Here is a 21,235-nt window from a genome sequence, read left to right on the forward strand (position 1 = left end):
GAGTAAAGCTTGTTTTCGAGTGGGTGTGCAGGCAGCTTAACACTCAGTTCACATTGACGACGGGTGGGAGGAACCTGTTGTTGCCGTTCAGGCCGCGGACCGACTAAGACAGCCGCCAGTGCTGTCCCGGGAAACAAGCGCCGGACTTCGTGAACAACTGTCCTTGGCCGGGCGAAGTGGGGACGCGACCGACTTTTGGGGGGCAAACGAAACGCCGGTCATCGGTTGCGATGGCCGGCGTTTTGTTTGTGGCGTTTCGTTTGTGACGTTTTGTTTTCGCCAGGTGTTACAGACTGGTCGTGCAGACGGGGAATTGGCCTCTTGTTTTGTTGCGCATCTGGCTTAGAAGAAGGGCAGGAAAGGCTTGAGGTCCATGAACGTCTATCGCATCGATGAAGAACGCGCCCGGCGCGAGAAAGCCGAGAAGGAAGAGAAACGGCAGCGGCCGTCCGGCCCACGCATGTTCAACCTGCCGGATATCATCGTCTGGTCGGCAGGGATCCTGATAGCGGTTCACTTTCTGCGTGTTCTGGTGCTGCCAGTCAGCGTCGACAACACGATCCTGGCCCTCTTCGCCTTCTGGCCGGTGAAATACGACTATCTCTCCAGCCTGCCGCCCCTGGATCTTCTGTCCAGCCTCTGGGCATTCGTCACCTACAGCCTGCTGCATGGCGGTGCCATGCACATCATCTTCAACATTCTCTGGATGGTGATTTTCGGCAGCGCCGTCGCGCGCCGTTTCGGCACGTCCCGGTTTCTGGTCTTTTCAGCCGTGTGCGCCGTTGGCGGTGCCCTGGCACATCTGGCGACCAACTGGGGAGACGGAGCCCCGATGATCGGCGCCTCCACCGCGATATCCGGTCAGATGGCGGCCGCCATCCGTTTCGTTTTCGAGATTGGCGGTCCGCTTGGCGCGGTGCGTCGCAGTGACCCGGGGGCCTATCAGGTGCCGGCACAGCCGCTTGCGGACTGTTTCCGCAATCAGCAGGTTCTGGTGTTTGTCGCCGTCTGGTTCGGGCTCAATCTGATTTTCGGCCTGACGAGTGCTCCAGGAGCGGGGCAGGCGGCAGCAATCGCCTGGCAGGCGCATATCGGCGGCTTCGTTGCCGGTCTTGCCCTTTTCCCCCTGTTTGACCCGGTTCCGCCGCGCCGGAGCGCCTAGAGCATCACACGTTCAGGAGAACGCATGTAAGATGCTCTGCCATTTTAAGATCGATCAGCGGACCCTCAACCAATGCGCCGAAGATGACGACAACAGTTTGCGCGGACTGTTTTTTTTGCCATGATGCATCTTACCCGCACTGAAGGGTGGTTGATGCCATGGGAGGTGTTTGAATGACCGTTGCCGCTATCCTGAGTGGAAAAGGCCACGAAACTATCACAGCACGCAGCGATGCGCTGCTGGGCGCGATTTGTGAAACCCTGGCAAAGAACAAGATCGGTGCAGTCGTTGTTTCCGACAGCGACGGCAAAGTGGACGGGATCATTTCCGAGCGTGACATCGTTCGCGTGGTCGGCACGCAAGGTGCTTCCGCGCTGCAACTGCCGGTCTCCAATGTCATGACCAAGAATGTCGTGACCTGCACGGAAGAAAACAACATCAACGAAGTCATGGCCCGCATGACACAGGGCCGGTTCCGTCACATGCCCGTCGTCAAGGACGGCAAGCTGACCGGTGTGATTTCGATCGGTGATGTCGTCAAGTTCAAGATCGCGCAGATCGAACTCGAAGCCGAGCAGATGCGCAGCTACATCACGATGGCCTGACCATCAACGGACAGGCCCGGAGAGAACTCCGGGCCTGTCTTCGAGAAAAGCCTGCCAAAGCCTGGAAGTTCCGGCAGGTTCAGTTGGTTTTGTTTTCCCGCGCAGCCAGAAATGCCGTGGCGTCTTCCACCATGTCCTTCCCGTTTTCCCCGTGCCAGGCTGATGTCGACATGTCCGGCAGCCGGTGAGCAATGCCCTTGTGGCAGTCGATGCAGGTCTTTTCGCCCGTGAACAGAAATCTTTGATGCGCTTCGGCCGCTCGCCCGCTCTGACGGGTGATGTCCATGGAGTCCGACGAGTGGCAGTTGCGGCATTCCAGCGAGTTGTTGGCCTTCAGCCGCGCCCATTCGTGCTGGGCCAGTTCCAGCCTGTGTTCCAGGAACTTCTCGCGCGTGTTGATGGTGCCGAAGATCTTGCCCCAGACTTCCTTGGACGCCTGCATCTTGCGGGCGATCTTGTCGGTCCACTCATGCGGCACGTGGCAGTCAGGGCAGGTGGCCCTGACGCCTGAGCGGTTGGAATAGTGGATCGTCGACTTCAGCTCGGCGAACACGTTGTCCCGCATTTCGTGGCAGCCGGTGCAGAATTTCTCCGTGTTGGTCAGTTCCAGGGCGGTGTTGAAGCCGCCCCAGAAGATGATGCCCATGACGAAGCCACCGAGGGTCAGGAAGCCGAGGCTGTAGTGAACGCTCGGGCGGCGGATGGTGTTCCAGAGCCTCTTGAGGAAGGCCAGCATCAGTTGGCTCCCTCTTTTGCTTTCACGTAGTCAAGCACGGCGTCCACATCAACAAACTCGTTCTCGACCAGAGGCCGGGCGTCCGTCTGTGGAACGTGGCATTGGTTGCAGAAATAGCGGCGCGGCGTTACCGATGCCAGGAACTGGTTTTCCCGGTTCATGAAGTGAGTGATCGACACCATCGGTGCCTGGCTGACCTCCACGGCTGTGCGGGAATGGCAACTCAGGCACTTGTTGGAGTTCATGTCGATCTGATAGCCCTCGATCGTATGCGGGATCAACGGCGGCTGTTCAGGATAGTTGCGTACCTGGCGGATATCCGAATTGACGGGCTTGGGCATCGGCTGCGGCGTGGCGTTGTCCGCCAGAGGTGTGGTCTGCCGAAGCGTGGAAATGTTCTCCTGGGCAGCTGCGGCGGCGACCAGCAGGCTGGCGGCGGCGATCAGGCTGATTGCATAGCGTTTCATGGCTCACCTCACACTGCTTCGATGCGCACGGCGCATTTCTTGAAGTCGGTCTGTTTCGACAGCGGGTCTGTGGCGTCCAGCGTCACCTTGTTGATCAGCTGACGGGCATCGAACCAGGGCACGAAGACCAGGCCCTTCGGCGGCTTGTTGCGGCCGCGCGTTTCCACCCTGGTCAGGATCTCGCCCCGGCGCGATTTGACCCGCACCTCGGCACCGCGCCTGAGGCCAAGCGCTTCGGCATCGTCCGGATGCATGAAGCACACGGCGTCCGGTACGGCCTTGTAGAGCTCTGGAACCCGCTGGGTCATGGAGCCGGAGTGCCAGTGCTCCAGCACACGGCCCGTCGACAGCCAGAAGGGATATTCCTCGTCCGGGCTTTCCGCCGGCGGCTCGTAGGGCAGGGCGAAGGCAACCGCCTTGCCGTCCGGCTTGCCGTAGAACTCGAAATCGGCGCCCTTGCGCACGTAGGGATCGTAGGCGCCGTTGTAGCGCCACTTGGTCTCCTTGCCGTCGACCACCGGCCAGCGCAGGCCGCGCACCTCATGATAGGTGTCGAAATCCGCGAGGTCGTGGCCATGGCCCCTGCCGAACGTGGCATATTCCTCAAAGAGCCCCTTCTGGATGTAGAAGCCGAAGTCCTCGGCTTCGTGGTTGGCATAGCCTTCGGCACGCTGTTCGTTCGGGAAAGCATTGACGTTGCCGTTTTCAAAGAGGACCTGGTAAAGCGTCTTGCCCTTGTAATCCGGACTTGCATCGAGGATTTCCGCCGGCCAGACTTCGTCAGTGGTGAAGCGTTTGGAAAATTCCACCAGCTGCCACAAATCCGACATGGCACCCTCGGGTGCTTCGACGAGCTGGTGCCAGAACTGGGTGCGACGCTCCGCGTTGCCGTAGGCACCTTCCTTTTCCACCCACATGGCCGTTGGCAACACAAGGTCGGCTGCCTCCGCGGTGACAGTGGGATAGGCGTCGGAAACAACAATGAAGTTATCCGGGTTGCGATAGCCCGGCAGGCCTTCCTCCATCATGTTCGGAGCAGCCTGCATGTTGTTGTTGACCTGCACCCAATAGCAGTTGATCTCGCCGTCCTTCAGCATGCGGTTCTGCAGCACCGCATGGGCACCGATCCATTCCGGCACGGTGCCCGTGGGCAGCTTCCAGATGGTCTCGGCGATCTCCCGATGTTCCGGGTTGGCCACCAGCAGGTCGGCCGGCAGGCGGTGGGCAAAGGTGCCGACCTCTCGCGCGGTGCCGCAGGCCGACGGCTGGCCGGTCAGGGAGAAGGGTGAGTTGCCCGGCTGGGCGATCTTTCCGGTCAGAAGGTGGATGTTGTAGAGCAGATTGTTCATCCACACACCGCGGGTGTGCTGGTTGACGCCCATGGTCCACAGCGTCATCACCTTGGTGTCGGGATCGGCATAGAGTTCGGCGATCTGTTGCAGCCGTTCCTTGGGCACGCCGGATTTCTCGGCCGCGAAGTCCAGGGTGTAGGGCTTCACGAACTCCGCGAATTCCTCCAGCGTCATCGGCTCGGAGCCGCCCTTGCCGGCATTGGCCGCGGCCTGTTCCAGCGGGTGGTCCGGCCGCAGGCCGTAGCCGATATCCTGATCGCCCTTGCGGAAATTCACATGCTTTGACACGAAATCCTGATTGACCGCACCGGACTGGATGATGTGGTTGGCAACGTAATTGGCGATGATCAGGTCGGACTGCGGTGTGAAGACGGCCGGGATATCGGCCAGGTCGAAGCTGCGGTGTTCGAATGTCGACAGCACCGCCACTTTCACATGCGGATGGCTGAGGCGGCGGTCGGCAACCCGGGTCCACAGGATCGGGTGCATCTCGGCCATGTTGGAGCCCCAGAGCATGAAGGCATCCGCATGCTCAAAGTCGTCATAGCAGCCCATCGGCTCGTCTATACCGAAGGCACGGATGAAGCCGACCACGGCGGAGGCCATGCAATGACGGGCATTCGGGTCGATGTTGTTGGAGCGGAAACCGGCCTTCATCAGTTTGGAAGCAGCATAGCCTTCCCAGACCGTCCACTGGCCGGAGCCGAACATGCCGATTGCCTTGGGCCCCTTGGCCTTCAGGGTCGCCTTCCATTTCTCGGCCATGATATCGAAAGCTTCGTCCCAGGAAACCGGTTCGAAATCGCCGTTCTTGTCGAACTTGCCGTCCTTCTTGCGCAGGAGCGGCGTCGTCAGCCGGTCGGCGCCGTACATGATCTTGGAGAGGAAATAGCCCTTGACGCAATTGAGTCCACGATTGACTTCCGCTTCCGCGTCGCCATGAGTGGCGACCACCCGGCCGGCCTTGGTGGCGACCATGATCGAGCAGCCGGTGCCACAGAAGCGGCAAGGAGCCTTGGACCATTTCAGGTCGGTGAGGCTTGCCTCGGTAACGAGGTTCTGGGCTGCGGCCGGTACCGGAATTCCGGCAGCGGCGGCGGCTGCCGCAATGGCCTGAGCCTTGATGACGTCGCGTCTGGATATTCCGCTCATGATGTTGCTCCTTGAAGCGAAGCGGGCGCAGCCTCAGGCTCGCCGTCGGTCTGGTGAAAGACAAGGGAGGCGTTCACAACGCCGGAAAGCAGTTGAATGTCGGTCAGCGTCTGCACGATCTCGGCTTCGTCGGCCGTTTCCAGTGTGACGATAATCCGACCCTGATCGTCCGCATGGGCGATCTCGGCACCGGGCAGGGTGAGAATTCCCGCTTCAACCTCGGGGCGCTGCTCGAGGCGGGCGTGGATCAGCAGACTGGCAACATGTGTGAGCGTGCTCATGCCACCTCCGGTTCTGAGTGGTGGGTAATCATCGCCAGCGCATCCTGTGGGCAGACGGCGAGGCAGGCGGCGCAGCCGGTGCAGGTGGCTGTCTCGATCTTCAGGCGGCCGAAGGGACGCTTGTCGAGATCGACCCTGATCGCCGACACGGGGCAGCTGTCGCGGCAGAGCTGGCAGGAGATACCGTGATCCTGCAGGCAACCCGGCTGGAGTTCAGCCTTCAAGCCCCAGGGCGGTGTACGGCTCGGGTCGAAGACGGCATCGTCGCAGGCATCCGAGCACTTGCCGCAGAAGGTGCATTCCCGGCCGTCGAAGACGATCATGGGCTTGCCGGAGGCATCCGGTTGCAGAATGGTTTCAGGGCAGGCATCGATGCAGGCGTTGCAGGCCGTGCACTTGGCAGCAATCATCGCCTCGTCCGTCCAGGGAGGACGGATCGGATCGAATTTCGGCGGACTGGGCAGCTTCAGAAAGGATCTGCGGCTGGCCGAAAACTGCGGATCGGAAGGCATGAAAATCAACCGGCCGGCGGTCCGAGTACGAGCTGGGACATCCAGATGATGAACCCGTAGCCTCCTACGATTGCAACCGATAGGGCAGGTGCCAAAACGACAGCGAGCAGGATGAACGCCAGCCGTTCGTCCCGCTTGTCCGGAACACTCTTATCCGTCATGGCCTCTCCCTCAGTGCACACGGATCACTTGTATGGACGCTCGATTCTACACCTTTTTGCGCGTCCGGTCGAAGCTTAAGGGAAAGGCAGGAACCGCAGTATCAGGGCTGTTACTTATTATAAATATTCGAATGTAATGAACTAAAAAATACGTGTCACCGGCCGGAATTGCAGGGTGCCGGTGGACATAATTCGGGACCCAAAGGTCGCGGATTTTTCAGCTTTTTCCGTAAACGTCCGCTGGATCGTAGACCCGTTCGGCTTCGACACGTTCCAGCCGCACCGTCCCGTCATCGCTTTGCACCGCCTTGCGGTAGAAGCAGGACCGGTAGCCGACGTGGCAGGTGGCGCCGTTGCCGCCGACGGAGACTTTCAGCACCAGGGCGTCCTGGTCGCAATCGGTCAGGATCTCGTGCACGGTCTGGATCTGGCCGGAGGTTTCACCCTTCTTCCAGAAACTCTGGCGCGAGCGGCTCCAGTACGAGGCTTCGCCGGTCTCGATCGTCCGCTTGAGGGCTTCGGCATTCATGTAGCCGACCATCAGCACCTCACCAGTGGCAACATCCGTGACGACGGCCACAATCAACCCGTCACCGTCGAATTTCGGCATCAGAAGATCGCCGTCCTCGACGGTCGTCTTGTCGCCGCGTTCGCTCAGGTGAATGCTGCACATGGATAGGGCCCTTGCCGAATGTTGAGAGGCAAGGGCGAACTGTCAGTAGCCCTTGCCGCCACGCGCCAGGGTCATGAACTTGGCCTGTTCGGCCGGGTCGTCCTGGAATACGCCGGTAAATTGAGTGGTGATCGTGGAGACCCCCGGTTTCTGGACACCGCGCATGGTCATGCACTGATGCTCGGCTTCCAGCATCACCGCCAGGCCGCGCGGCGCCAGCGCGTCGTCAATGACCGATGCGATCTGCGCCGTCAAGTTTTCCTGCGTCTGCAGGCGTTTGGCGTAGATGTCGACCACGCGGGCCAGCTTGGAGAGACCAACGACGCCTTCGGCCGGGTAATAGGCGATATGCGCCTCGCCGATGAAGGGCAGCATGTGGTGTTCGCAATGGGAATGGAACGGGATACCACGGACCAGGACGATGTCCCTGTAGCCACCGACATCTTCAAAGGTGCGGGCGAGATGCTCGGCCGGATCCTCGAAATAGCCACTGTAGAGCTGGCTCAGCGCCTTCACCACGCGCTTGGGCGTCTCTACGAGGCCTTCGCGGTCGGGGTCGTCGCCCGTCCAGGCGAGAATCGTGCGCACGGCTGCTTCGACTTCCTCGCGGCTCGGGCGATACAGCTGGTCCGGCTTCTTTCTTTCGAAGCTTTTTTCGACCGGCTTCAGGACTGCGTCCATGGGGATCCTCGCAATTTTACCCTTGTCACTCGTCATACGGCGCCCGCTGGTGCACAGATCAGGTTATCCGGGGCTGAAGCCGCGGACCTTTATCATACTCCACGCAAAAAGCGAACGCACAGTTTCTGAGCGAGAGGAGCCGGTTTCTAGCGCGCATGCGTCATGCGGGAGCACCAACTGCGACCACTCTGCCCCTTGCGAATTTGCCGTGGCGTCTGATCTATATATAGGAAAGCGATGCGCCATCAATGTGTCGCGCATCACAGGCATTCACGAAGAGGCGAGTTATGCTCGACGACATTTATAACGCCAGAATTCTCGAATTCGCCGGAAACATTCCGAGGGTCGGCCGTCTCGATCATCCCGACGCCAGCGCCAAAGCCCACTCTAAGCTGTGCGGATCGACCGTCATTGTCGATCTTTGCATGAAGGACGGCGCAGTGACCGACTTTGCCCATGACGTGAAGGCCTGTGCCCTCGGACAGGCTTCGTCCTCGATCATGGCCCGAAATGTGATCGGTGCGTCTGCCGCCGAGTTGCGAGAAGTCCAGAAGACCATGCGTGCGATGCTGAAGGAAGGAGGCGAACCGCCGGCTGGCCGGTTTGCAGATCTGAAGTTTCTGGAGCCGGTGCGCGAATACAAGGCCCGCCATGCTTCTACGATGCTGACCTTCGACGCGGTGGTCGATGCCCTCGACCAGATCGAAGCCAAGGCCGGGCAGGACAGCGCCGTTGCCTGACAGGCGCTGACCACTGCACTTAAATCCGGTCCGTTTCATGTGCCCATCTCGTAAACCCGACGTTGCTTCCCAGCGGACCTTGTCCGGTCCCGGGCGGATCGCAATCGGGCTCATCTGGGTCTATCGGCATTCGCTGTCGCTTTTCATGGGGAGGACCTGCCGCTACGCGCCGACCTGTTCGGACTATACCGAGCAGGCGATCCGCCGCTTCGGCTTCTGGGCGGGCGGTTGGATCGGCCTTGCGCGGATCCTCAGATGCAACCCATGGGGTGCCTCCGGGTTCGATCCCCTGCCGGACCATCTGCCGGACGCGGCCCGCTGGTATCTGCCATGGCGGTATGGCTGGTGGTCAGGCCGCCATATCGCGCCGGAGCACCGGCTGGATTAGGACTTGCCGAGACCGGTGCGGTCATCTGTAAGTGTTAAGAAAAAGTTGACCTTGGGGAAGTCAGGTGCAACCTTCGGCGCTCAGCCAGGAGGCGGAGGGCAGCATGGACGCACGTGACTTTCACTTCGTGATGATCAAGCCGACACATTACGACGATAACGGCTATCCGATACAGTGGCTGCGATCAGCCATCCCCTCCAACACATTGGCGAGCCTCAACGGATTGGCGGAAGCCGCCCGGGAGCGGGCCGCGCTTGGGCCGGATGTCCGCATTCATCTTCACACTTATGACGAAACCAACAAACGCGTGCGTCCGGAAAAGATCGCCGCGCAGATCCGGAAAGAGGGCGGCAAGGCTCTGATCGCCCTGGTCGGTGTCCAGTCCAACCAGTTTCCGCGGGCAACGGATCTTGCCCGAAGGTTCCTGAAAGAGGGCCTTCAGGTTGCCGTCGGCGGGTTCCATGTCTCGGGCTGCATTTCCATGCTGAAGGAAATGCCGGAAGAGATGATCGCCCTGCAGAAGGAAGGCGTCGTCTATTTCGCCGGCGAGGCAGAGGACCGGCGGCTTGACATGGTCTTCCGCGATGCCTGGGCGAACGACCTGAAACCGCTCTACAATTTCATGGCGGACCTGCCGTCGCTGGAAGGCGAGCCGACGCCGATCCTGCCGTCCAAGCACATCCAGTTCACTGCGGGGTCGCATTCCAGTTTCGATCTGGGCCGTGGCTGCCCGTTCCAGTGTTCCTTCTGCACCATCATCAACGTGCAGGGCCGCAAGAGCCGGTTCCGCTCGGCGGACGACCTGGAACAGATCATCCGGGACAATGTCGCCCAGGGCATCGACCGCTTCTTCATCACCGACGACAATTTCGCCAGAAACCGGGAATGGGAGCCGCTGTTCGACAGGCTGATCCAGCTGCGGGAAGAAGAAAAGTTCGACATCAAGTTCATCATCCAGGTGGATACGCTCTGCCACCGGATCGACGGCTTTATCGAGAAGGCGACCAGGGCCGGGGTCAACAGGGTTTTTATCGGCCTGGAAAACATCAATCCGGACAATCTGATGGCTGCCAAGAAACGGCAGAACAAGATTACCGAATACCGGGAAATGCTTCAGAAATGGCGCGCCCACGGCGCAACCACCTATGCCGGCTACATCATCGGCTTTCCCGGCGATACAAAGGCCTCCGTTCTGCATGATGTCGAGATCATCAAGAAGGAACTGCCGCTCGATCTGCTCGAATTTTTCTATCTGACGCCGCTGCCGGGGTCCGAGGACCACAAGGTGCTGCTCGAAAAGGGTGTCTGGATGGATCCGGACCTCAACAAATACGATCTCAATCACCGGGTCAGCCATCATCCGAAGATGAGTGATGAGGACTGGGAAGACGCCTACCGGCACGCCTGGGCAAGCTATTATTCGGATGAGCACATCGAGACCGTCCTGCGCCGGGCTGCCGCGCACCGCAAGGGACGGCCGGGCAACAAGCTGTTCCTGATGATGTGGTTCAAGCTGATGGTGGAGTGCGAGGGTGTGCATCCGCTGGAGGGCGGCTATTTCCGCCTGAAAGTGCGCCGGGACCGGCGCGGCGGGATGCCGCTAGAACACCCGCTCGTCTTCTATCCCCGCTACCTGTCGGAAATCGTCGCCAAGCACTGGGCGTATGTGAGCGCGGTCTGGCGGGTGTACCGCATTTACCGGCGGGTGAAGGCTTCACCCGACCGGCAGAACTATTCGGACCTTGCAATCGCCCCCATGGACCACGCGGCCGAAGAAGAGCTGGCGATGATCCGCGAGACACGCGGCGGCACGGAAGCCGTTGCCAAGGAGCACCGCGATGCGGCGCTTGTCCACGCTGGCAAGGACAGGGCCAAGGCCAGCGGCAACAAGGTCAAGGCGGCAGCAGTCACCTGAAACCGGGCGTGATCGCATGCCGCAACCGCGACACGGCCATCAGGCAACCGCTCCGATTGGCAGAAACCAGCGCCTGGCGCCGGGTGAGGGGACAGCCTTGCCGGACAATTACGGCGTTTGTTCCCTCACCCAACCCACTCCCAGGTCGATAAAGGAGGGGAGGGCGCCGGGTAGCGTAATCGCTTTGATGTATCACGGCGCGCAGGCTTCGCCTTTTTGACGGATCAGCCGCCAGCCGAAGGTCATGCCCATGGCTGCCAGGATGATCGCGGCAGCACCCACGAGCTGCAGCGGTTTCAGTTGGTGGCCGAAGGCGGCAAAGTCGACAAAGATGGCAACGACCGGATAGATGAACGAGAATGCGCCCTGCAGGTAGGTCGGCAGCTTCTGCACCGCGCCGTACATCAGGATGTACATGATGCCGGTGTGGACGACGCCGAGCGTTGCCAGAGACCCCCAGGCGATTGCGCCTTGAGGCAGTGCGGACCAGCTGACAAAGGGGGCAAGCATCAGGATGCCGACACAAACCTGGATCAGCGCGATCAGCTGCGGCGGCGTGCCGGTCAGTTTCTTGGTGATCAGGGCCGCGACGGCCCAGAAGAAGGCAGCGGCCAAGGAAAGCCCGATGCCGAGGGCGTAGTTCGAACCGGCATAGCCGACGCTGCCGGGTTTCGCCAGGACGATCACCATCACGCCGATAAACGCAATGCCAAGCCAGCCGAGTTTGGTGGCGGTGACCCGCTCCCCCAGGAAGACAGCGCCGAAACCAACCAGGATAAAGGGCTGGGTGTTGTAGACGGCGGTGGCAACGCCGATCGACGCTTCGCCATAGGCACTGAAGAGCATCGCCCAGTTGACGACAATGGCGACACCGCCGAGAGCTGCAAGGCCCAGTTTCTTCCAGGTCAGTTGCTGACGAAAAAGGCCAAGAGCACTGCAGATGACCAGCAGCGCAACAGCGCCGAACGCACAGCGCCAGAAGACCACATCGATCGCCGCCTGGCCGGAGAGAACCACGAACAGTCCGATCGATCCCAATATGGTCATCGCGGCCGACATTTCGGCGGCACCGCGCAGCGTCTTATCCATCTTTGCCTCCATGTTTTGCAAGATGGGACGAGTCTGTCAGGGAATGCCTGCGGGTTCCATTTGTTAAATTAGGAAAGGAAGAATATATTCTTTTTAAAATGAGGCGCTGATCCCGGAAGTTGACAAAAATGAAGATAGATGATGTGGATGCCAAAATTATCGAAGCGCTGATCGGCGATGCCCGCATGTCGCTGAAAGAACTGGCGGCGCATGCCGGTCTCTCGTCCCCCGGCGTGTCGGAACGGATCCGGCGCCTGCAGGAGCGGGGCGTAATCCGGGGCTTTTCGGCGGAGATCGATCCAAAGGCTCTCGGCTACAGCCTTCAGGCCATTGTGCGCATCCGGCCGCTGCCCGGAAAGCTGCATATCGTGCAGCAGCTTATCCAGGACATCCCGGAATTCTGCGAATGCGACAAGGTCACCGGCGAGGATTGCTTCGTTGCCCGTCTGGCCGTGCCTTCCATCGACAAGCTCGACGGCATTCTGGACAAGATCGCCGACAAGGCAGAGACCAGCACCTCCATCGTCAAATCCCAGCCGATCCGCCGGAGGCCGCCCCCGCTTGTCGTGGCCTTGGACGACACTTAAGCTGCCGGAGCGGATTGTAACAGCTGAGGAATCGTGGTTCCGAAAATGTGTTGGCGGTTTCAAAAAACCAAAAGACAGCCTTGGCAAATCGGTGTATTCCGCAAGGGCCGCCGACAGGTCCGGGCAATGGCTGAATTCGGCCGCCGGAGAGGTCGCCAATGATGGATGGAAACCGGGTGCGGCACACCGGTCAATGGGTCCTTCGAGGCACCATGGACAAGGCGTCTCCCCAGGCCGAAACCGGGGACATTTCAATCCGTTCCGCCCGCTCCGGCGATCTCGCCGAGCTTTTCCGCATCGAGAACAGCACCTTTGCCGGCGACAAGATCTCCCGGCGAAGCTTCAAGCGCTTTCTGGAAAGCCCGCGCGCGCGCATCCTGGTCGCCGAGGGCCCCGAAGGCATTCGCGGCTATGCGCTTCTGTTGCTGCGTCAGGGAACCGCGCTTGCCCGGCTGTATTCGCTGGCCGTCGATCCGTCCTGCCGGGGGCAGGGGCTGGGCGCTCTGCTGCTTACGGCTTCCGAAAGCGAAGCCTTTGACTGCGACCGGATCGTGCTGAGGCTGGAAGTCCGGGCGGACAATGACAGCGCCCTGAAGCTCTACAAGGGAACCGGCTACCGAATGCTGGGCAAGGTGGAGAATTACTACGACGACGGCTGTGCTGCGTTCCGGATGGAAAAGCTGCTGCATGGTCCGGTACTGGGCGCAGGCAATGCGCCTTATTATTCGCAGACCACCGAATTCACCTGCGGTCCGGCCTGCGCGCTGATGGCGATCCGTCATTTCGACCGCTCGGTCCCGGCCGAACCCTTGGGCGAACTGACCCTGTGGCGCGAGGCAACGACCATCTACCTGGCATCCGGCCACGGCGGCTGCGGACCGTTCGGTCTCGCCAATGCCCTGGCAAGGCGTGGCCATTCGGTAGAAGTCCGACTGGCACCTGACGAATTGCTGTTCCTCAACTCGGTCCGCAATCCGGAAAAGCGCAAGGTTCTGACTTTGGTCCAGGAAGGTTACCGGGCCGAGGCCGAAGCGCTTGGCGTTCAGCGCTCGGACCAGCCGCTGGACGCACTTGCCCTTGCCGGGGAAATTGCCCGCGGAACGCTCGCGATCGTGCTGATATCGGGTTACCGCATGTTCGGGCAGAAAGTTCCGCACTGGCTGCTTGTGCATGATGCGGACGATCGCCACCTGATCGTGCATGATCCCTGGCTGGAACACGAACGCCATGAAAGCGCGGCAGATGCTGCCAACCTTCCCATTCCCTTTGCTGAATTCGACCGCATGGCCCGTTGGGGCCGGAACGCGGTCCGCGCGCAAATCCTGATACGAAAGGACGCCTGATCCCATGTCTTCCTGGGTCATTCTGGTCGACAGCCTCAAAGATGTTTCCAACACCGAGACCCCGCACAAGGTGATGACCGTGCGGGAATATCTCACCCATCCCAAGCTTTTTACCGGTGCCAAGCCGACGATCCTGAACCTGTCGCGTTCCTATGGCTATCAGGGGGCGGGCTATTACGCCTCGCTGCTTGCCGAAGCCCGTCAGCACCGCGTGGTGCCGACCGTCGAGACCATGATCGAGCTGTCGCGCAAGCAGCTCTACCAGCATGCGCTGCCCGAGCTTGAAGACCGGCTCAACAGGTGCCTGCGCAAGATGCCGACGGAAGCCGCCAATGCGGTGACGCGGCTGCTGATCTATCTTGGCCAGGTGAGTGATGCCGCGCTGGAGCCCTTTGGGCGCCTGCTCTTCGACTGGTTCCGCGCACCGGTACTGGAAGTGGTGCTGGAGGAAGGGGAGTGGCGCAGCATCAAGCGGATCCGGGTGCTGGCGGTCAACGATCTGGAAGCGGACGAACGGGCGGCCTTTCTGGCGGCCGTCGAGAATTACACGACGCGGCCCTGGCGCGCGCCGAAACAGCGCGCCTTGATGAAATATGCCCTGGCGGTGCTGTCCGATCCGAAGGAAGAGCTGCCGCCGTCGTCCATCGCCTCGCTGAAGCACATGGCCAGGGTCGCGGCCCGGCACGGGGTTGAAGTCGTGCCCATCGGCAAGGGCGATCTCGACAAGCTGGCGCAGTACGATGCGCTCTTCATTCGCGAGACCACCAATATCGACAATCATACCTATCGTTTCGCCCGCCGTGCGGTGCAGGAAGGCATGCCGGTGATCGACGATCCGGTGTCGATGATCCGCTGTACCAACAAGGTCTACCTGACCGAGCTGCTCGCCAGCCACGGCATTGCGACGCCGAAGACCATCGTGTTGTCTTCGCTGAAGGAAGCCGGCGATCTGGAAGCCAAGCTCGGCTCACCGGTGGTGCTGAAGATCCCTGACGGGTCCTTCAGCCGCGGTGTCTTCCGCGTTTCGGGTGCCGAGACCATCAAGGAGAAGCTGAAGGAGCTTTTCCAGGAAAGCGCGATCCTGCTTGCCCAGGAATACTGCCCGACCGACTTCGACTGGCGCATCGGCGTCCTTGATGGCGAACCGCTGTTTGCCTGCCAGTACCTGATGGCCAAGAAGCATTGGCAGATCGTGCGGCACGAGACCGGCAAGAAGGCCGTCGAAGGCGGCTTCAAGACGGTATCGCTGGCCGAGGCTCCGCCTGCGGTGATCGACATCGCCGTTCGCGCTGCCCGGCTGATCGGCAACGGGTTCTATGGCGTCGATCTGAAGGTCTTTGGCGACAGGGTCGTCGTCATCGAGGTCAATGACAATCCGAACCTTGAGCACGGTGTCGAGGACCAGGCCGACAAGGACGCCGTCTGGGACCAGCTCATCCGCTGGTTCGTGCGCCGCCTGGAGACGCGCTGAGGTCACAGTCGACGGGAAATCAAGGGAAATGCCTCGGAAAAGGTTGCCGGATTAATTTGAATCCCGTATGCCCGGCCCGTTCCATTTCCTTTGAACAGCTTACCTGCCTTGTCTGCAGGAGTGAGCAGGAGAAAAATGATGATCCAACTGACTTTCCCCGACAACTCCGTGCGCGAATACGAGGCAGGCACCACGGGCCTGGCCGTCGCCGAAGGCATTTCCAAGTCGCTCGCCAAGAAGGCTGTAGCGATGACCCTTGACGGGGAACTGAAGGATCTTGCCGATCCGATCACCGGCAACCACAAGCTGGAAATCGTCACCCGCGACGATCCGCGTGCCCTGGAGCTGATCCGCCACGACGCCGCCCACGTGATGGCTGAAGCCGTGCAGGAACTGTGGCCGGGCACTCAGGTGACCATCGGTCCGGTGATCGAGAACGGCTTCTACTACGATTTCAAGCGCGTCCATCCGGACACGGGCGCCGACTGGCCCTTCCATCCGGAAGAGCTGCCGGTCATCGAGAAGAAGATGCGCGAGATCATCGCGCGCGGTGCCCAGTTCACCAAGGAAGTCTGGTCGCGCGACGAAGCCAAGCGCTATTTCGCCGCCAAGGGCGAGACCTACAAGGTCGAGCTGGTGGACGCGATCCCGGAAGGCCAGGAGCTCAAGATCTACAAGCAGGGCCAGTGGCTGGATCTCTGCCGCGGCCCGCACATGGTCTCCACCCGCCAGATCGGCGATGCCTTCAAGCTGATGAAGGTGGCTGGCGCCTATTGGCGCGGCGACAGCAACAACGAGATGCTGTCGCGCATCTACGCGACCGCCTGGCACAGCGAGAAGGAGCTGAAAGACTACCTTCACATGCTGGAAGAGGCGGAAAAGCGCGACCACCGCAAGCTCGGCCGGGAAATGGACCTGTTCCACTTCCAGGAAGAGGGCCCGGGCGTAGTCTTCTGGCATCCGAAGGGCTGGGACATGTTCCAGAGCCTGATTGCCTACAAGCGCCGTGTGCTGCGCGACACCTACAAGGAAGTCAACGCGCCGCAGGTGCTTCATACGTCTCTCTGGGAGACCTCCGGTCACTGGACCTGGTACAAGGAGAACATGTTCTCCGTGCAGTGTGCCGATCCGGAAGCCGAGGACGAGCGCGTCTTCGCGCTGAAACCGATGAACTGCCCGGGTCACGTACAGATCTTCAAGCACGGCCTGAAGAGCTACCGCGACCTGCCGCTGCGCCTTGCCGAATTCGGCGCCGTGCACCGCTACGAGCCCTCGGGAGCCCTGCACGGGCTGATGCGCGTGCGCGGGTTCACCCAGGACGATGCCCATGTCTTCTGCACCGAAGAGCAGATGGCGGACGAGTGCCTGAAGATCAACGACCTGATCCTGTCGGTCTACAAGGACTTCGGCTTCGACGAAATCGTGGTGAAGCTCTCCACCCGGCCGGAAAAGCGCGTCGGCACCGACGCGGCCTGGGATCATGCCGAAGAGGTCATGGGCGAGGTCCTGAAGCGGATCGAGGCGGAGTCCGGCGGACGCGTCAAGACCGACATCCTGCCGGGCGAGGGCGCCTTCTATGGGCCGAAGTTCGAATATACCCTGAAGGACGCCATCGGCCGCGAATGGCAGTGCGGCACCACCCAGGTGGACTTCAACCTGCCGGAACGCTTTGGTGCCTTCTTTGTCGACAAGGACGGCGAGAAGAAGACGCCGGTGATGATCCACCGCGCCATCTGCGGCTCGATGGAACGTTTCCTCGGCATCCTGATCGAGAACTTCGCCGGGCACTTCCCGCTGTGGTTCGCACCACTTCAGATCGTCGTTGCGACGATCACCTCGGAAGCGGACGGCTATGGCCAGGAAGTGGCAAATCTTCTGAAGGCGAAGGGTCTCAAGGTCGAGACCGACTTCCGCAACGAGAAGATCAACTACAAGGTCCGTGAGCACTCGCTGGCCAAGGTTCCGGTGATCATCGTCTGCGGCATGCGCGAAGCCGAAGAGCGGACGGTCAACATCCGCCGTCTCGGCTCCAAGGACCAGACCCCGATGGGGCTCGACGATGCGATTGCGGCCTTTGTGGAAGAAGCCACGCCGCCGGACCTGCGTTGATGCCTGCCCTGCATTCAGGGGAAAACTGACAGCTTGCACATTGCCCTTATCTCAGGGCAATGTGCCGTCACATTCGTGAAACAGTGTGTCTGGTATTGGGTTCCGGATTTGCACGAGTTTCATCAGGGCCAAGACGACCGCCGTGGATTACGCTGAATTCAGTTATGCCAATTCGGCACAGCCGCCGCTGAAGCGGTGGACCATCCGTACCATCGAAGGTCTCTCCGGCCGACGCAAGCTGGTCGATATCTACGATATCTGGAAAAGCACGATGGTCGGCACGTCCGACTACATCTGGAACGATCTGCTCGGCCTCATCAATCTGAATGTAGCCGTCGCCGACGGCGAATGGCCGCCAAAGGACCTGCCGGAAGGTCCGCTGGTGCTGATCGCCAACCACCCCTACGGCATTGGTGACGGGCTGGCGATCCTGGCCCTGGCCGAAAAACTTGGCCGCCCCTTCAAGATCCTGATCAACAACGAGCTCCTGAAAGTGCCGGAGGTACGGCCGTTCTCGCTTCCGGTCGATTTCGAGGAAACCAAGGAAGCGCTGAAGACCAATATGGCCACTCGCAAGGAGGCCCTTCAGCTGCTGCAGGAAGGCACCACGGTGATTGTTTTCCCGGGGGGAGGAGTCGCAACAGCGGCAAAGCCCTTCGGCCGCGCCGAGGAACTGCCCTGGAAGACCTTTACCGCCAAGATGATCCGCTCGTCGCGGGCGACCGTGTTGCCGATCTATTTCGACGGCCAGAATTCCTGGCTGTTCCACCTGGTCAGCAAATACTCGCTGACGCTTCGCCTGTCGCTGCTGGTGCGCGAGTTCCGCCGCATCCTCGGGTCGGTCATCACGGCTCGGGCGGGCCGGCCGATCCCATTCGAGACGCTGTCCGGCTTTGGCGACCAGAAGGAAATCATGGATTTCCTGCAGACCAAGGTGATGGAGATGGCCCCGCCGGCGCGCAAACGCCGGTTGCTTGGTCGTCGGGCCCAGGTCTGAACTATCTTAACGAAACTTATTGAAAATCAGTTGTTTGCGCTGGTTTGCTGACTTGCCAGTTCACTGATCGACGTCACCACTTCGACCTCGCGGTCTTCTCCCGGTGCGACCTCGAACGTGTGCAGGTAGGTGCGGCCGTTGTTGCGGGCCAGCGCCTCATATTCGCCCTCGGCCAGCACGAAGTCGGGGAAGGCGCCGGTGGCTTCGACGACGACGTCGCCGCCGGGGCTGAGCACGGACCAGGTGGTGTTGGCGATGGCTTCGCCGCCGCGTTCGTTGACCAGCTTCAAGGTGATGCCGGCAGCCTTGTGGAAGATCGTGGCTTCGGTCAGCTTGCCGGGCAGAACCTGAATATCGGCACGCACGACCGCGTTCACGTCACCATAGCGGCTGACCACGTGATAGGTGTTGGCGCTCAGCCGGATGATGGACCCGGGCTTGACGTTGCTGGCAATCTTGTTGCGCTCGCCGCGTTGATTGAATTCCATGCCGTAGATATCGAAGGCGATCGGCTTGCCCTTGAGCGGTTCGCCGTCCTTCAGCGCCGCGCCGAACTTGATGCCCCCGGCGTTGAGCGTCACCATCTTCGACTGGACTTCCTTGCCGATGACGATGCGATTGGTGGCCTGGGCGTATCCATAGGCGGTATGAATGAGATAGGTGCCCGGATCCAGACGGAACTCGGCATCGCCGCCCTGGGACGTCGCAACCAGCTGCAGCCGTCCGTCCGTATTGGTCGTCTCGGAATAGATGCGCCAGATAAGGCCTTCGTTGAGCGGTTCGCTGTCCCGCGTCAGCTTGGCCATCAAATAAAGCGCGCCCTGGTTCAGGCCGCCCTTGATGCCAAGCGACGTCGAGCGGGACGGGGCATAGGCATTGTCGACGAAGGTCGGCTCGGGTTCCCGGTCGAGCAGATTGATAATCGGTGTTTCGGGAGTGGGAGGCGCTGCATTGGGGTCCGGTTTTACCGCCGGCGGCATCGGGGCATCGGTGCCCTGTGCATAAATGGAGACGGGCGACAGGCCGACAGCGAGGGAGGCGCAGAACATTGCGCAGATTGCAGCTTTCTTGAGCGCGCGCTTCAACCCCGGTTGGTCTGGTTCGGTTGCGAAATTCAACATGCCCGCTTCATTATCATTTTGACTCGCAAAGTTTTACCAGTCTTTTGAATTTTTGGCCGCGTTTTTTTCCAGGAAGCGAACTCGCAAATGGTTTGAGGCAAATTCATCTTCATTTGTGAGTTCACACCCTAATGCTATCGGAAATCGGGCAAATTCAAGACACTCGTCCAAAGTTGACAAATCCACTCAATGAATTACGTGGATCTACGACGAAACTGGCGGGACAGGACATTTCATGCCGCACTTCAGTACAGGATCTCCGGCAACCCTTGTGTTTCTGAGGCAGCGACGTTCGCATCCCTCCGTCACCATGACGGCACCGGGCCCGGACGAGGCGCAGATCGCCGATATTCTGACAATCGCGGCCCGCGTGCCTGATCACGGCAAGCTGGTACCCTGGCGCTTCATCCTCTACCGGCAGGCGGACGGGGAACGTATCGGTGCCTGGCTTGCCGCGCACTATGCGCAGCTCAACGGGCCGATCGAGGGCGAGTTGCTGCAAAAGGAGCTGACGCGCTTCACCCGGGCGCCCTTGGTGATCGGTGTCGTCAGCAAGGCGGGCGAGCACGTCAAGATCCCGGTCTGGGAACAGCAGTTGTCCGCAGGGGCGGTTTGCATGAACCTCGTCACCGCCGCAGCAGCCTCCGGTTTTGCGTCGCAGTGGATCACCGAATGGTACAGCTACGACGCGGCAGCAAGCCGTTATCTCGGTGCCGGCGAGGGCGAGCGCTTTGCCGGCTTCGTGCATATAGGCACGCCCACCCAGCCGCCTTTCGAGCGTCCGCGCCCGGATCTTTCCGAAATTCTTTCCACCTGGACCGGGACTGACTGACAGATGTTCTACGAAACTGCGAAAAACGACCACGGCCTGCCGCACAATCCGTTCAAGGCGATCGTGTCGCCGCGACCGATCGGCTGGATTTCTTCGCTCGACAGGGACGGCCGGGCGAATCTTGCGCCCTACAGCTTCTTCAACGCCGTCTGCGATACGCCGCCCATCGTCATGTTCTCGTCCTCAGGCTACAAGGACAGCGTCGCCAATATCGATGCGACCGGCGAATTCGTCTGCAACATGGCGAGCTTCGACCTGAAGGACGCGATGAACCAGACCTCGGCAGCCGTGCCGCACGAGACCTCCGAGTTCGACGTCGCCGGTCTGGAGATGGAACCCTCCCGGCTTGTGAAAGTGCCCCGGGTTGCCAGGGCGGTCACCGCGCTGGAATGCCGGCACCTGCAGACCTTGCGCCTGAAGAGCGTCGACGGCACCGAGACCGACAGTTACGTCGTGTTCGGTCAGGTGGTCGGCGTCCATATCGACGAGAGCATATTGGTCGAAGGCCGGGTGGACGTCACCCGCTACAAGCCTTTGTCGCGTCTCGGCTACATGGACTATTCGGCCGTGACCGAGGTTTTTGCGATGGGACGGCCCAAGGTCTGACAGAGGGCACTAAGGCTGGTGTAAGGGCCGCTTGAGGCCGACATCAAGGCTGGACTTAAGGCCGGAATTAAGGCCGGAATTAAGCAATGTGACGGGAGGAGGCGCCGGCCGAGTCGGCGCCTTTTCCTTTTTGGGTTGCCGACTCACGGCGATCGGCGTTATGCGAGTGCTGTAGCGTAAAAAGTTCTTGGTGCGTTTTTCCCAAGGAAATGGCCGGGTGGCTCTTGTATGTCCACATTCGCTGCCTTCGCCATC

General features: G+C 60.7%; 22 protein-coding genes. 12 read left to right on the top strand and 10 right to left on the bottom strand.

Annotated elements, in window-relative coordinates; all coding sequences use genetic code 11:
• Window positions 1-373 precede the first annotated feature (373 nt).
• The gene (locus ACX3M4_RS01395) at window positions 374-1,162 is read left to right on the top strand and encodes a rhomboid family intramembrane serine protease (RefSeq protein ID WP_459356818.1); all 789 of its coding nucleotides are present in this window, start codon (window positions 374-376) and stop codon (window positions 1,160-1,162) included.
• A gap of 173 nt (window positions 1,163-1,335) precedes the next feature.
• Complete coding sequence (locus ACX3M4_RS01400) at window positions 1,336-1,767, top strand: CBS domain-containing protein (RefSeq protein ID WP_459356819.1); 432 nt, start codon at window positions 1,336-1,338, stop codon at window positions 1,765-1,767.
• 79 nt (window positions 1,768-1,846) lie between these two features.
• Here ACX3M4_RS01400 and ACX3M4_RS01405 read toward each other — a convergent pair whose 3' ends face one another.
• The 8 genes from ACX3M4_RS01405 to folE all read right to left on the bottom strand — a co-directional run bounded on the left by ACX3M4_RS01405 (window position 1,847) and on the right by folE (window position 7,782).
• Window positions 1,847-2,503 (bottom strand): cytochrome c3 family protein, encoded by a 657-nt coding sequence (locus ACX3M4_RS01405; RefSeq protein ID WP_459356820.1) that lies wholly within the window; start codon window positions 2,501-2,503, stop codon window positions 1,847-1,849.
• Window positions 2,503-2,970 carry a nitrate reductase cytochrome c-type subunit gene (locus ACX3M4_RS01410; RefSeq protein ID WP_459356821.1) on the bottom strand — a complete coding sequence of 156 codons (468 nt, stop codon included), beginning with the start codon at window positions 2,968-2,970 and terminating at the stop codon, window positions 2,503-2,505. Before ACX3M4_RS01410 ends, ACX3M4_RS01405 begins: the two co-directional genes overlap by 1 nt.
• 8 nt (window positions 2,971-2,978) lie before the next feature.
• Window positions 2,979-5,474, bottom strand: a complete 2,496-nt coding sequence (gene napA / locus ACX3M4_RS01415) for a nitrate reductase catalytic subunit NapA (RefSeq protein WP_459356822.1) — start codon at window positions 5,472-5,474, stop codon at window positions 2,979-2,981.
• Entirely contained in the window at window positions 5,471-5,755 is a 285-nt protein-coding gene (locus ACX3M4_RS01420) for a chaperone NapD (RefSeq protein WP_459356823.1), read from the bottom strand. The genes napA and ACX3M4_RS01420 overlap by 4 nt, the downstream gene beginning before the upstream one ends.
• Complete coding sequence (gene napF / locus ACX3M4_RS01425) at window positions 5,752-6,267, bottom strand: ferredoxin-type protein NapF (protein ID WP_459356824.1); 516 nt, start codon at window positions 6,265-6,267, stop codon at window positions 5,752-5,754. The genes ACX3M4_RS01420 and napF overlap by 4 nt, the downstream gene beginning before the upstream one ends.
• A 5-nt stretch (window positions 6,268-6,272) precedes the next feature.
• On the bottom strand, window positions 6,273-6,428 hold the full coding sequence (napE, locus tag ACX3M4_RS01430; protein ID WP_459356825.1) for a periplasmic nitrate reductase, NapE protein: 156 nt from the start codon (window positions 6,426-6,428) through the stop codon (window positions 6,273-6,275).
• Between the two features lie 217 nt (window positions 6,429-6,645).
• Window positions 6,646-7,101 (bottom strand): phosphoribosyl-AMP cyclohydrolase, encoded by a 456-nt coding sequence (gene hisI / locus ACX3M4_RS01435; protein WP_459356826.1) that lies wholly within the window; start codon window positions 7,099-7,101, stop codon window positions 6,646-6,648.
• Between the two features lie 42 nt (window positions 7,102-7,143).
• Window positions 7,144-7,782 carry a GTP cyclohydrolase I FolE gene (folE, locus tag ACX3M4_RS01440; RefSeq protein ID WP_459356827.1) on the bottom strand — a complete coding sequence of 213 codons (639 nt, stop codon included), beginning with the start codon at window positions 7,780-7,782 and terminating at the stop codon, window positions 7,144-7,146.
• A gap of 287 nt (window positions 7,783-8,069) precedes the next feature.
• Between folE and ACX3M4_RS01445 the strand changes: the two genes are divergently transcribed.
• The 3 genes from ACX3M4_RS01445 (at window position 8,070) to ACX3M4_RS01455 (ending at window position 10,825) form a co-directional block, all read left to right on the top strand.
• Window positions 8,070-8,522 (top strand): iron-sulfur cluster assembly scaffold protein, encoded by a 453-nt coding sequence (locus tag ACX3M4_RS01445; RefSeq protein WP_459356828.1) that lies wholly within the window; start codon window positions 8,070-8,072, stop codon window positions 8,520-8,522.
• A gap of 37 nt (window positions 8,523-8,559) precedes the next feature.
• A complete protein-coding gene (yidD, locus tag ACX3M4_RS01450; protein ID WP_459356829.1) occupies window positions 8,560-8,910 on the top strand; it encodes a membrane protein insertion efficiency factor YidD in 351 nt (116 codons plus the stop codon).
• Window positions 8,911-9,013: 103 nt separating this feature from the next.
• On the top strand, window positions 9,014-10,825 hold the full coding sequence (locus ACX3M4_RS01455; RefSeq protein ID WP_459356830.1) for a B12-binding domain-containing radical SAM protein: 1,812 nt from the start codon (window positions 9,014-9,016) through the stop codon (window positions 10,823-10,825).
• Window positions 10,826-11,017: 192 nt separating this feature from the next.
• Here ACX3M4_RS01455 and ACX3M4_RS01460 read toward each other — a convergent pair whose 3' ends face one another.
• Window positions 11,018-11,914, bottom strand: a complete 897-nt coding sequence (locus ACX3M4_RS01460) for a DMT family transporter (protein ID WP_459356831.1) — start codon at window positions 11,912-11,914, stop codon at window positions 11,018-11,020.
• A gap of 128 nt (window positions 11,915-12,042) precedes the next feature.
• Here ACX3M4_RS01460 and ACX3M4_RS01465 point away from each other — a divergent pair, with 128 nt between their 5' ends.
• From ACX3M4_RS01465 to ACX3M4_RS01485, 5 genes are all read left to right on the top strand, one after another.
• On the top strand, window positions 12,043-12,501 hold the full coding sequence (locus ACX3M4_RS01465) for an Lrp/AsnC family transcriptional regulator (RefSeq protein ID WP_459356832.1): 459 nt from the start codon (window positions 12,043-12,045) through the stop codon (window positions 12,499-12,501).
• 158 nt (window positions 12,502-12,659) lie between these two features.
• Window positions 12,660-13,844 carry a peptidase C39 family protein gene (locus ACX3M4_RS01470; RefSeq protein ID WP_459356833.1) on the top strand — a complete coding sequence of 395 codons (1,185 nt, stop codon included), beginning with the start codon at window positions 12,660-12,662 and terminating at the stop codon, window positions 13,842-13,844.
• A gap of 4 nt (window positions 13,845-13,848) precedes the next feature.
• A complete protein-coding gene (locus tag ACX3M4_RS01475; protein WP_459356834.1) occupies window positions 13,849-15,315 on the top strand; it encodes a RimK family protein in 1,467 nt (488 codons plus the stop codon).
• Window positions 15,316-15,453: 138 nt separating this feature from the next.
• Window positions 15,454-17,424, top strand: coding sequence for a threonine--tRNA ligase (gene thrS / locus ACX3M4_RS01480; RefSeq protein ID WP_459356835.1), 1,971 nt, complete (start codon window positions 15,454-15,456; stop codon window positions 17,422-17,424).
• Between the two features lie 142 nt (window positions 17,425-17,566).
• Window positions 17,567-18,421, top strand: coding sequence for a lysophospholipid acyltransferase family protein (locus tag ACX3M4_RS01485; protein ID WP_459356836.1), 855 nt, complete (start codon window positions 17,567-17,569; stop codon window positions 18,419-18,421).
• 26 nt (window positions 18,422-18,447) lie between these two features.
• On the opposite strand, the gene ACX3M4_RS01490 is transcribed toward ACX3M4_RS01485, so the two are convergent.
• Window positions 18,448-19,542, bottom strand: a complete 1,095-nt coding sequence (locus tag ACX3M4_RS01490) for a hypothetical protein (RefSeq protein WP_459356837.1) — start codon at window positions 19,540-19,542, stop codon at window positions 18,448-18,450.
• A 235-nt stretch (window positions 19,543-19,777) separates the two neighbouring features.
• Between ACX3M4_RS01490 and ACX3M4_RS01495 the strand changes: the two genes are divergently transcribed.
• Together ACX3M4_RS01495 and ACX3M4_RS01500 are read left to right on the top strand one after the other, a co-directional pair.
• A complete protein-coding gene (locus ACX3M4_RS01495) occupies window positions 19,778-20,374 on the top strand; it encodes a nitroreductase family protein (protein ID WP_459356838.1) in 597 nt (198 codons plus the stop codon).
• Window positions 20,375-20,377: 3 nt separating this feature from the next.
• Window positions 20,378-20,980 (top strand): flavin reductase family protein, encoded by a 603-nt coding sequence (locus ACX3M4_RS01500; protein WP_459356839.1) that lies wholly within the window; start codon window positions 20,378-20,380, stop codon window positions 20,978-20,980.
• The last annotated feature ends 255 nt before the right edge of the window (window positions 20,981-21,235 follow it).

Source organism: Roseibium sp. M-1 (assembly GCF_054515675.1).

Coding starts and splice junctions, on each gene's coding strand:
- ACX3M4_RS01395 (WP_459356818.1), top strand. CDS start 374: ATGAACGTCTATCGCATCGATGAAGAACGCGCCCGGCGCGAGAAAGCC.
- ACX3M4_RS01400 (WP_459356819.1), top strand. CDS start 1,336: ATGACCGTTGCCGCTATCCTGAGTGGAAAAGGCCACGAAACTATCACA.
- ACX3M4_RS01405 (WP_459356820.1), bottom strand. CDS start 2,503: ATGCTGGCCTTCCTCAAGAGGCTCTGGAACACCATCCGCCGCCCGAGC.
- ACX3M4_RS01410 (WP_459356821.1), bottom strand. CDS start 2,970: ATGAAACGCTATGCAATCAGCCTGATCGCCGCCGCCAGCCTGCTGGTC.
- napA (WP_459356822.1), bottom strand. CDS start 5,474: ATGAGCGGAATATCCAGACGCGACGTCATCAAGGCTCAGGCCATTGCG.
- ACX3M4_RS01420 (WP_459356823.1), bottom strand. CDS start 5,755: ATGAGCACGCTCACACATGTTGCCAGTCTGCTGATCCACGCCCGCCTC.
- napF (WP_459356824.1), bottom strand. CDS start 6,267: ATGCCTTCCGATCCGCAGTTTTCGGCCAGCCGCAGATCCTTTCTGAAG.
- napE (WP_459356825.1), bottom strand. CDS start 6,428: ATGACGGATAAGAGTGTTCCGGACAAGCGGGACGAACGGCTGGCGTTC.
- hisI (WP_459356826.1), bottom strand. CDS start 7,101: ATGTGCAGCATTCACCTGAGCGAACGCGGCGACAAGACGACCGTCGAG.
- folE (WP_459356827.1), bottom strand. CDS start 7,782: ATGGACGCAGTCCTGAAGCCGGTCGAAAAAAGCTTCGAAAGAAAGAAG.
- ACX3M4_RS01445 (WP_459356828.1), top strand. CDS start 8,070: ATGCTCGACGACATTTATAACGCCAGAATTCTCGAATTCGCCGGAAAC.
- yidD (WP_459356829.1), top strand. CDS start 8,560: ATGTGCCCATCTCGTAAACCCGACGTTGCTTCCCAGCGGACCTTGTCC.
- ACX3M4_RS01455 (WP_459356830.1), top strand. CDS start 9,014: ATGGACGCACGTGACTTTCACTTCGTGATGATCAAGCCGACACATTAC.
- ACX3M4_RS01460 (WP_459356831.1), bottom strand. CDS start 11,914: ATGGATAAGACGCTGCGCGGTGCCGCCGAAATGTCGGCCGCGATGACC.
- ACX3M4_RS01465 (WP_459356832.1), top strand. CDS start 12,043: ATGAAGATAGATGATGTGGATGCCAAAATTATCGAAGCGCTGATCGGC.
- ACX3M4_RS01470 (WP_459356833.1), top strand. CDS start 12,660: ATGATGGATGGAAACCGGGTGCGGCACACCGGTCAATGGGTCCTTCGA.
- ACX3M4_RS01475 (WP_459356834.1), top strand. CDS start 13,849: ATGTCTTCCTGGGTCATTCTGGTCGACAGCCTCAAAGATGTTTCCAAC.
- thrS (WP_459356835.1), top strand. CDS start 15,454: ATGATCCAACTGACTTTCCCCGACAACTCCGTGCGCGAATACGAGGCA.
- ACX3M4_RS01490 (WP_459356837.1), bottom strand. CDS start 19,542: ATGTTGAATTTCGCAACCGAACCAGACCAACCGGGGTTGAAGCGCGCG.
- ACX3M4_RS01495 (WP_459356838.1), top strand. CDS start 19,778: ATGCCGCACTTCAGTACAGGATCTCCGGCAACCCTTGTGTTTCTGAGG.
- ACX3M4_RS01500 (WP_459356839.1), top strand. CDS start 20,378: ATGTTCTACGAAACTGCGAAAAACGACCACGGCCTGCCGCACAATCCG.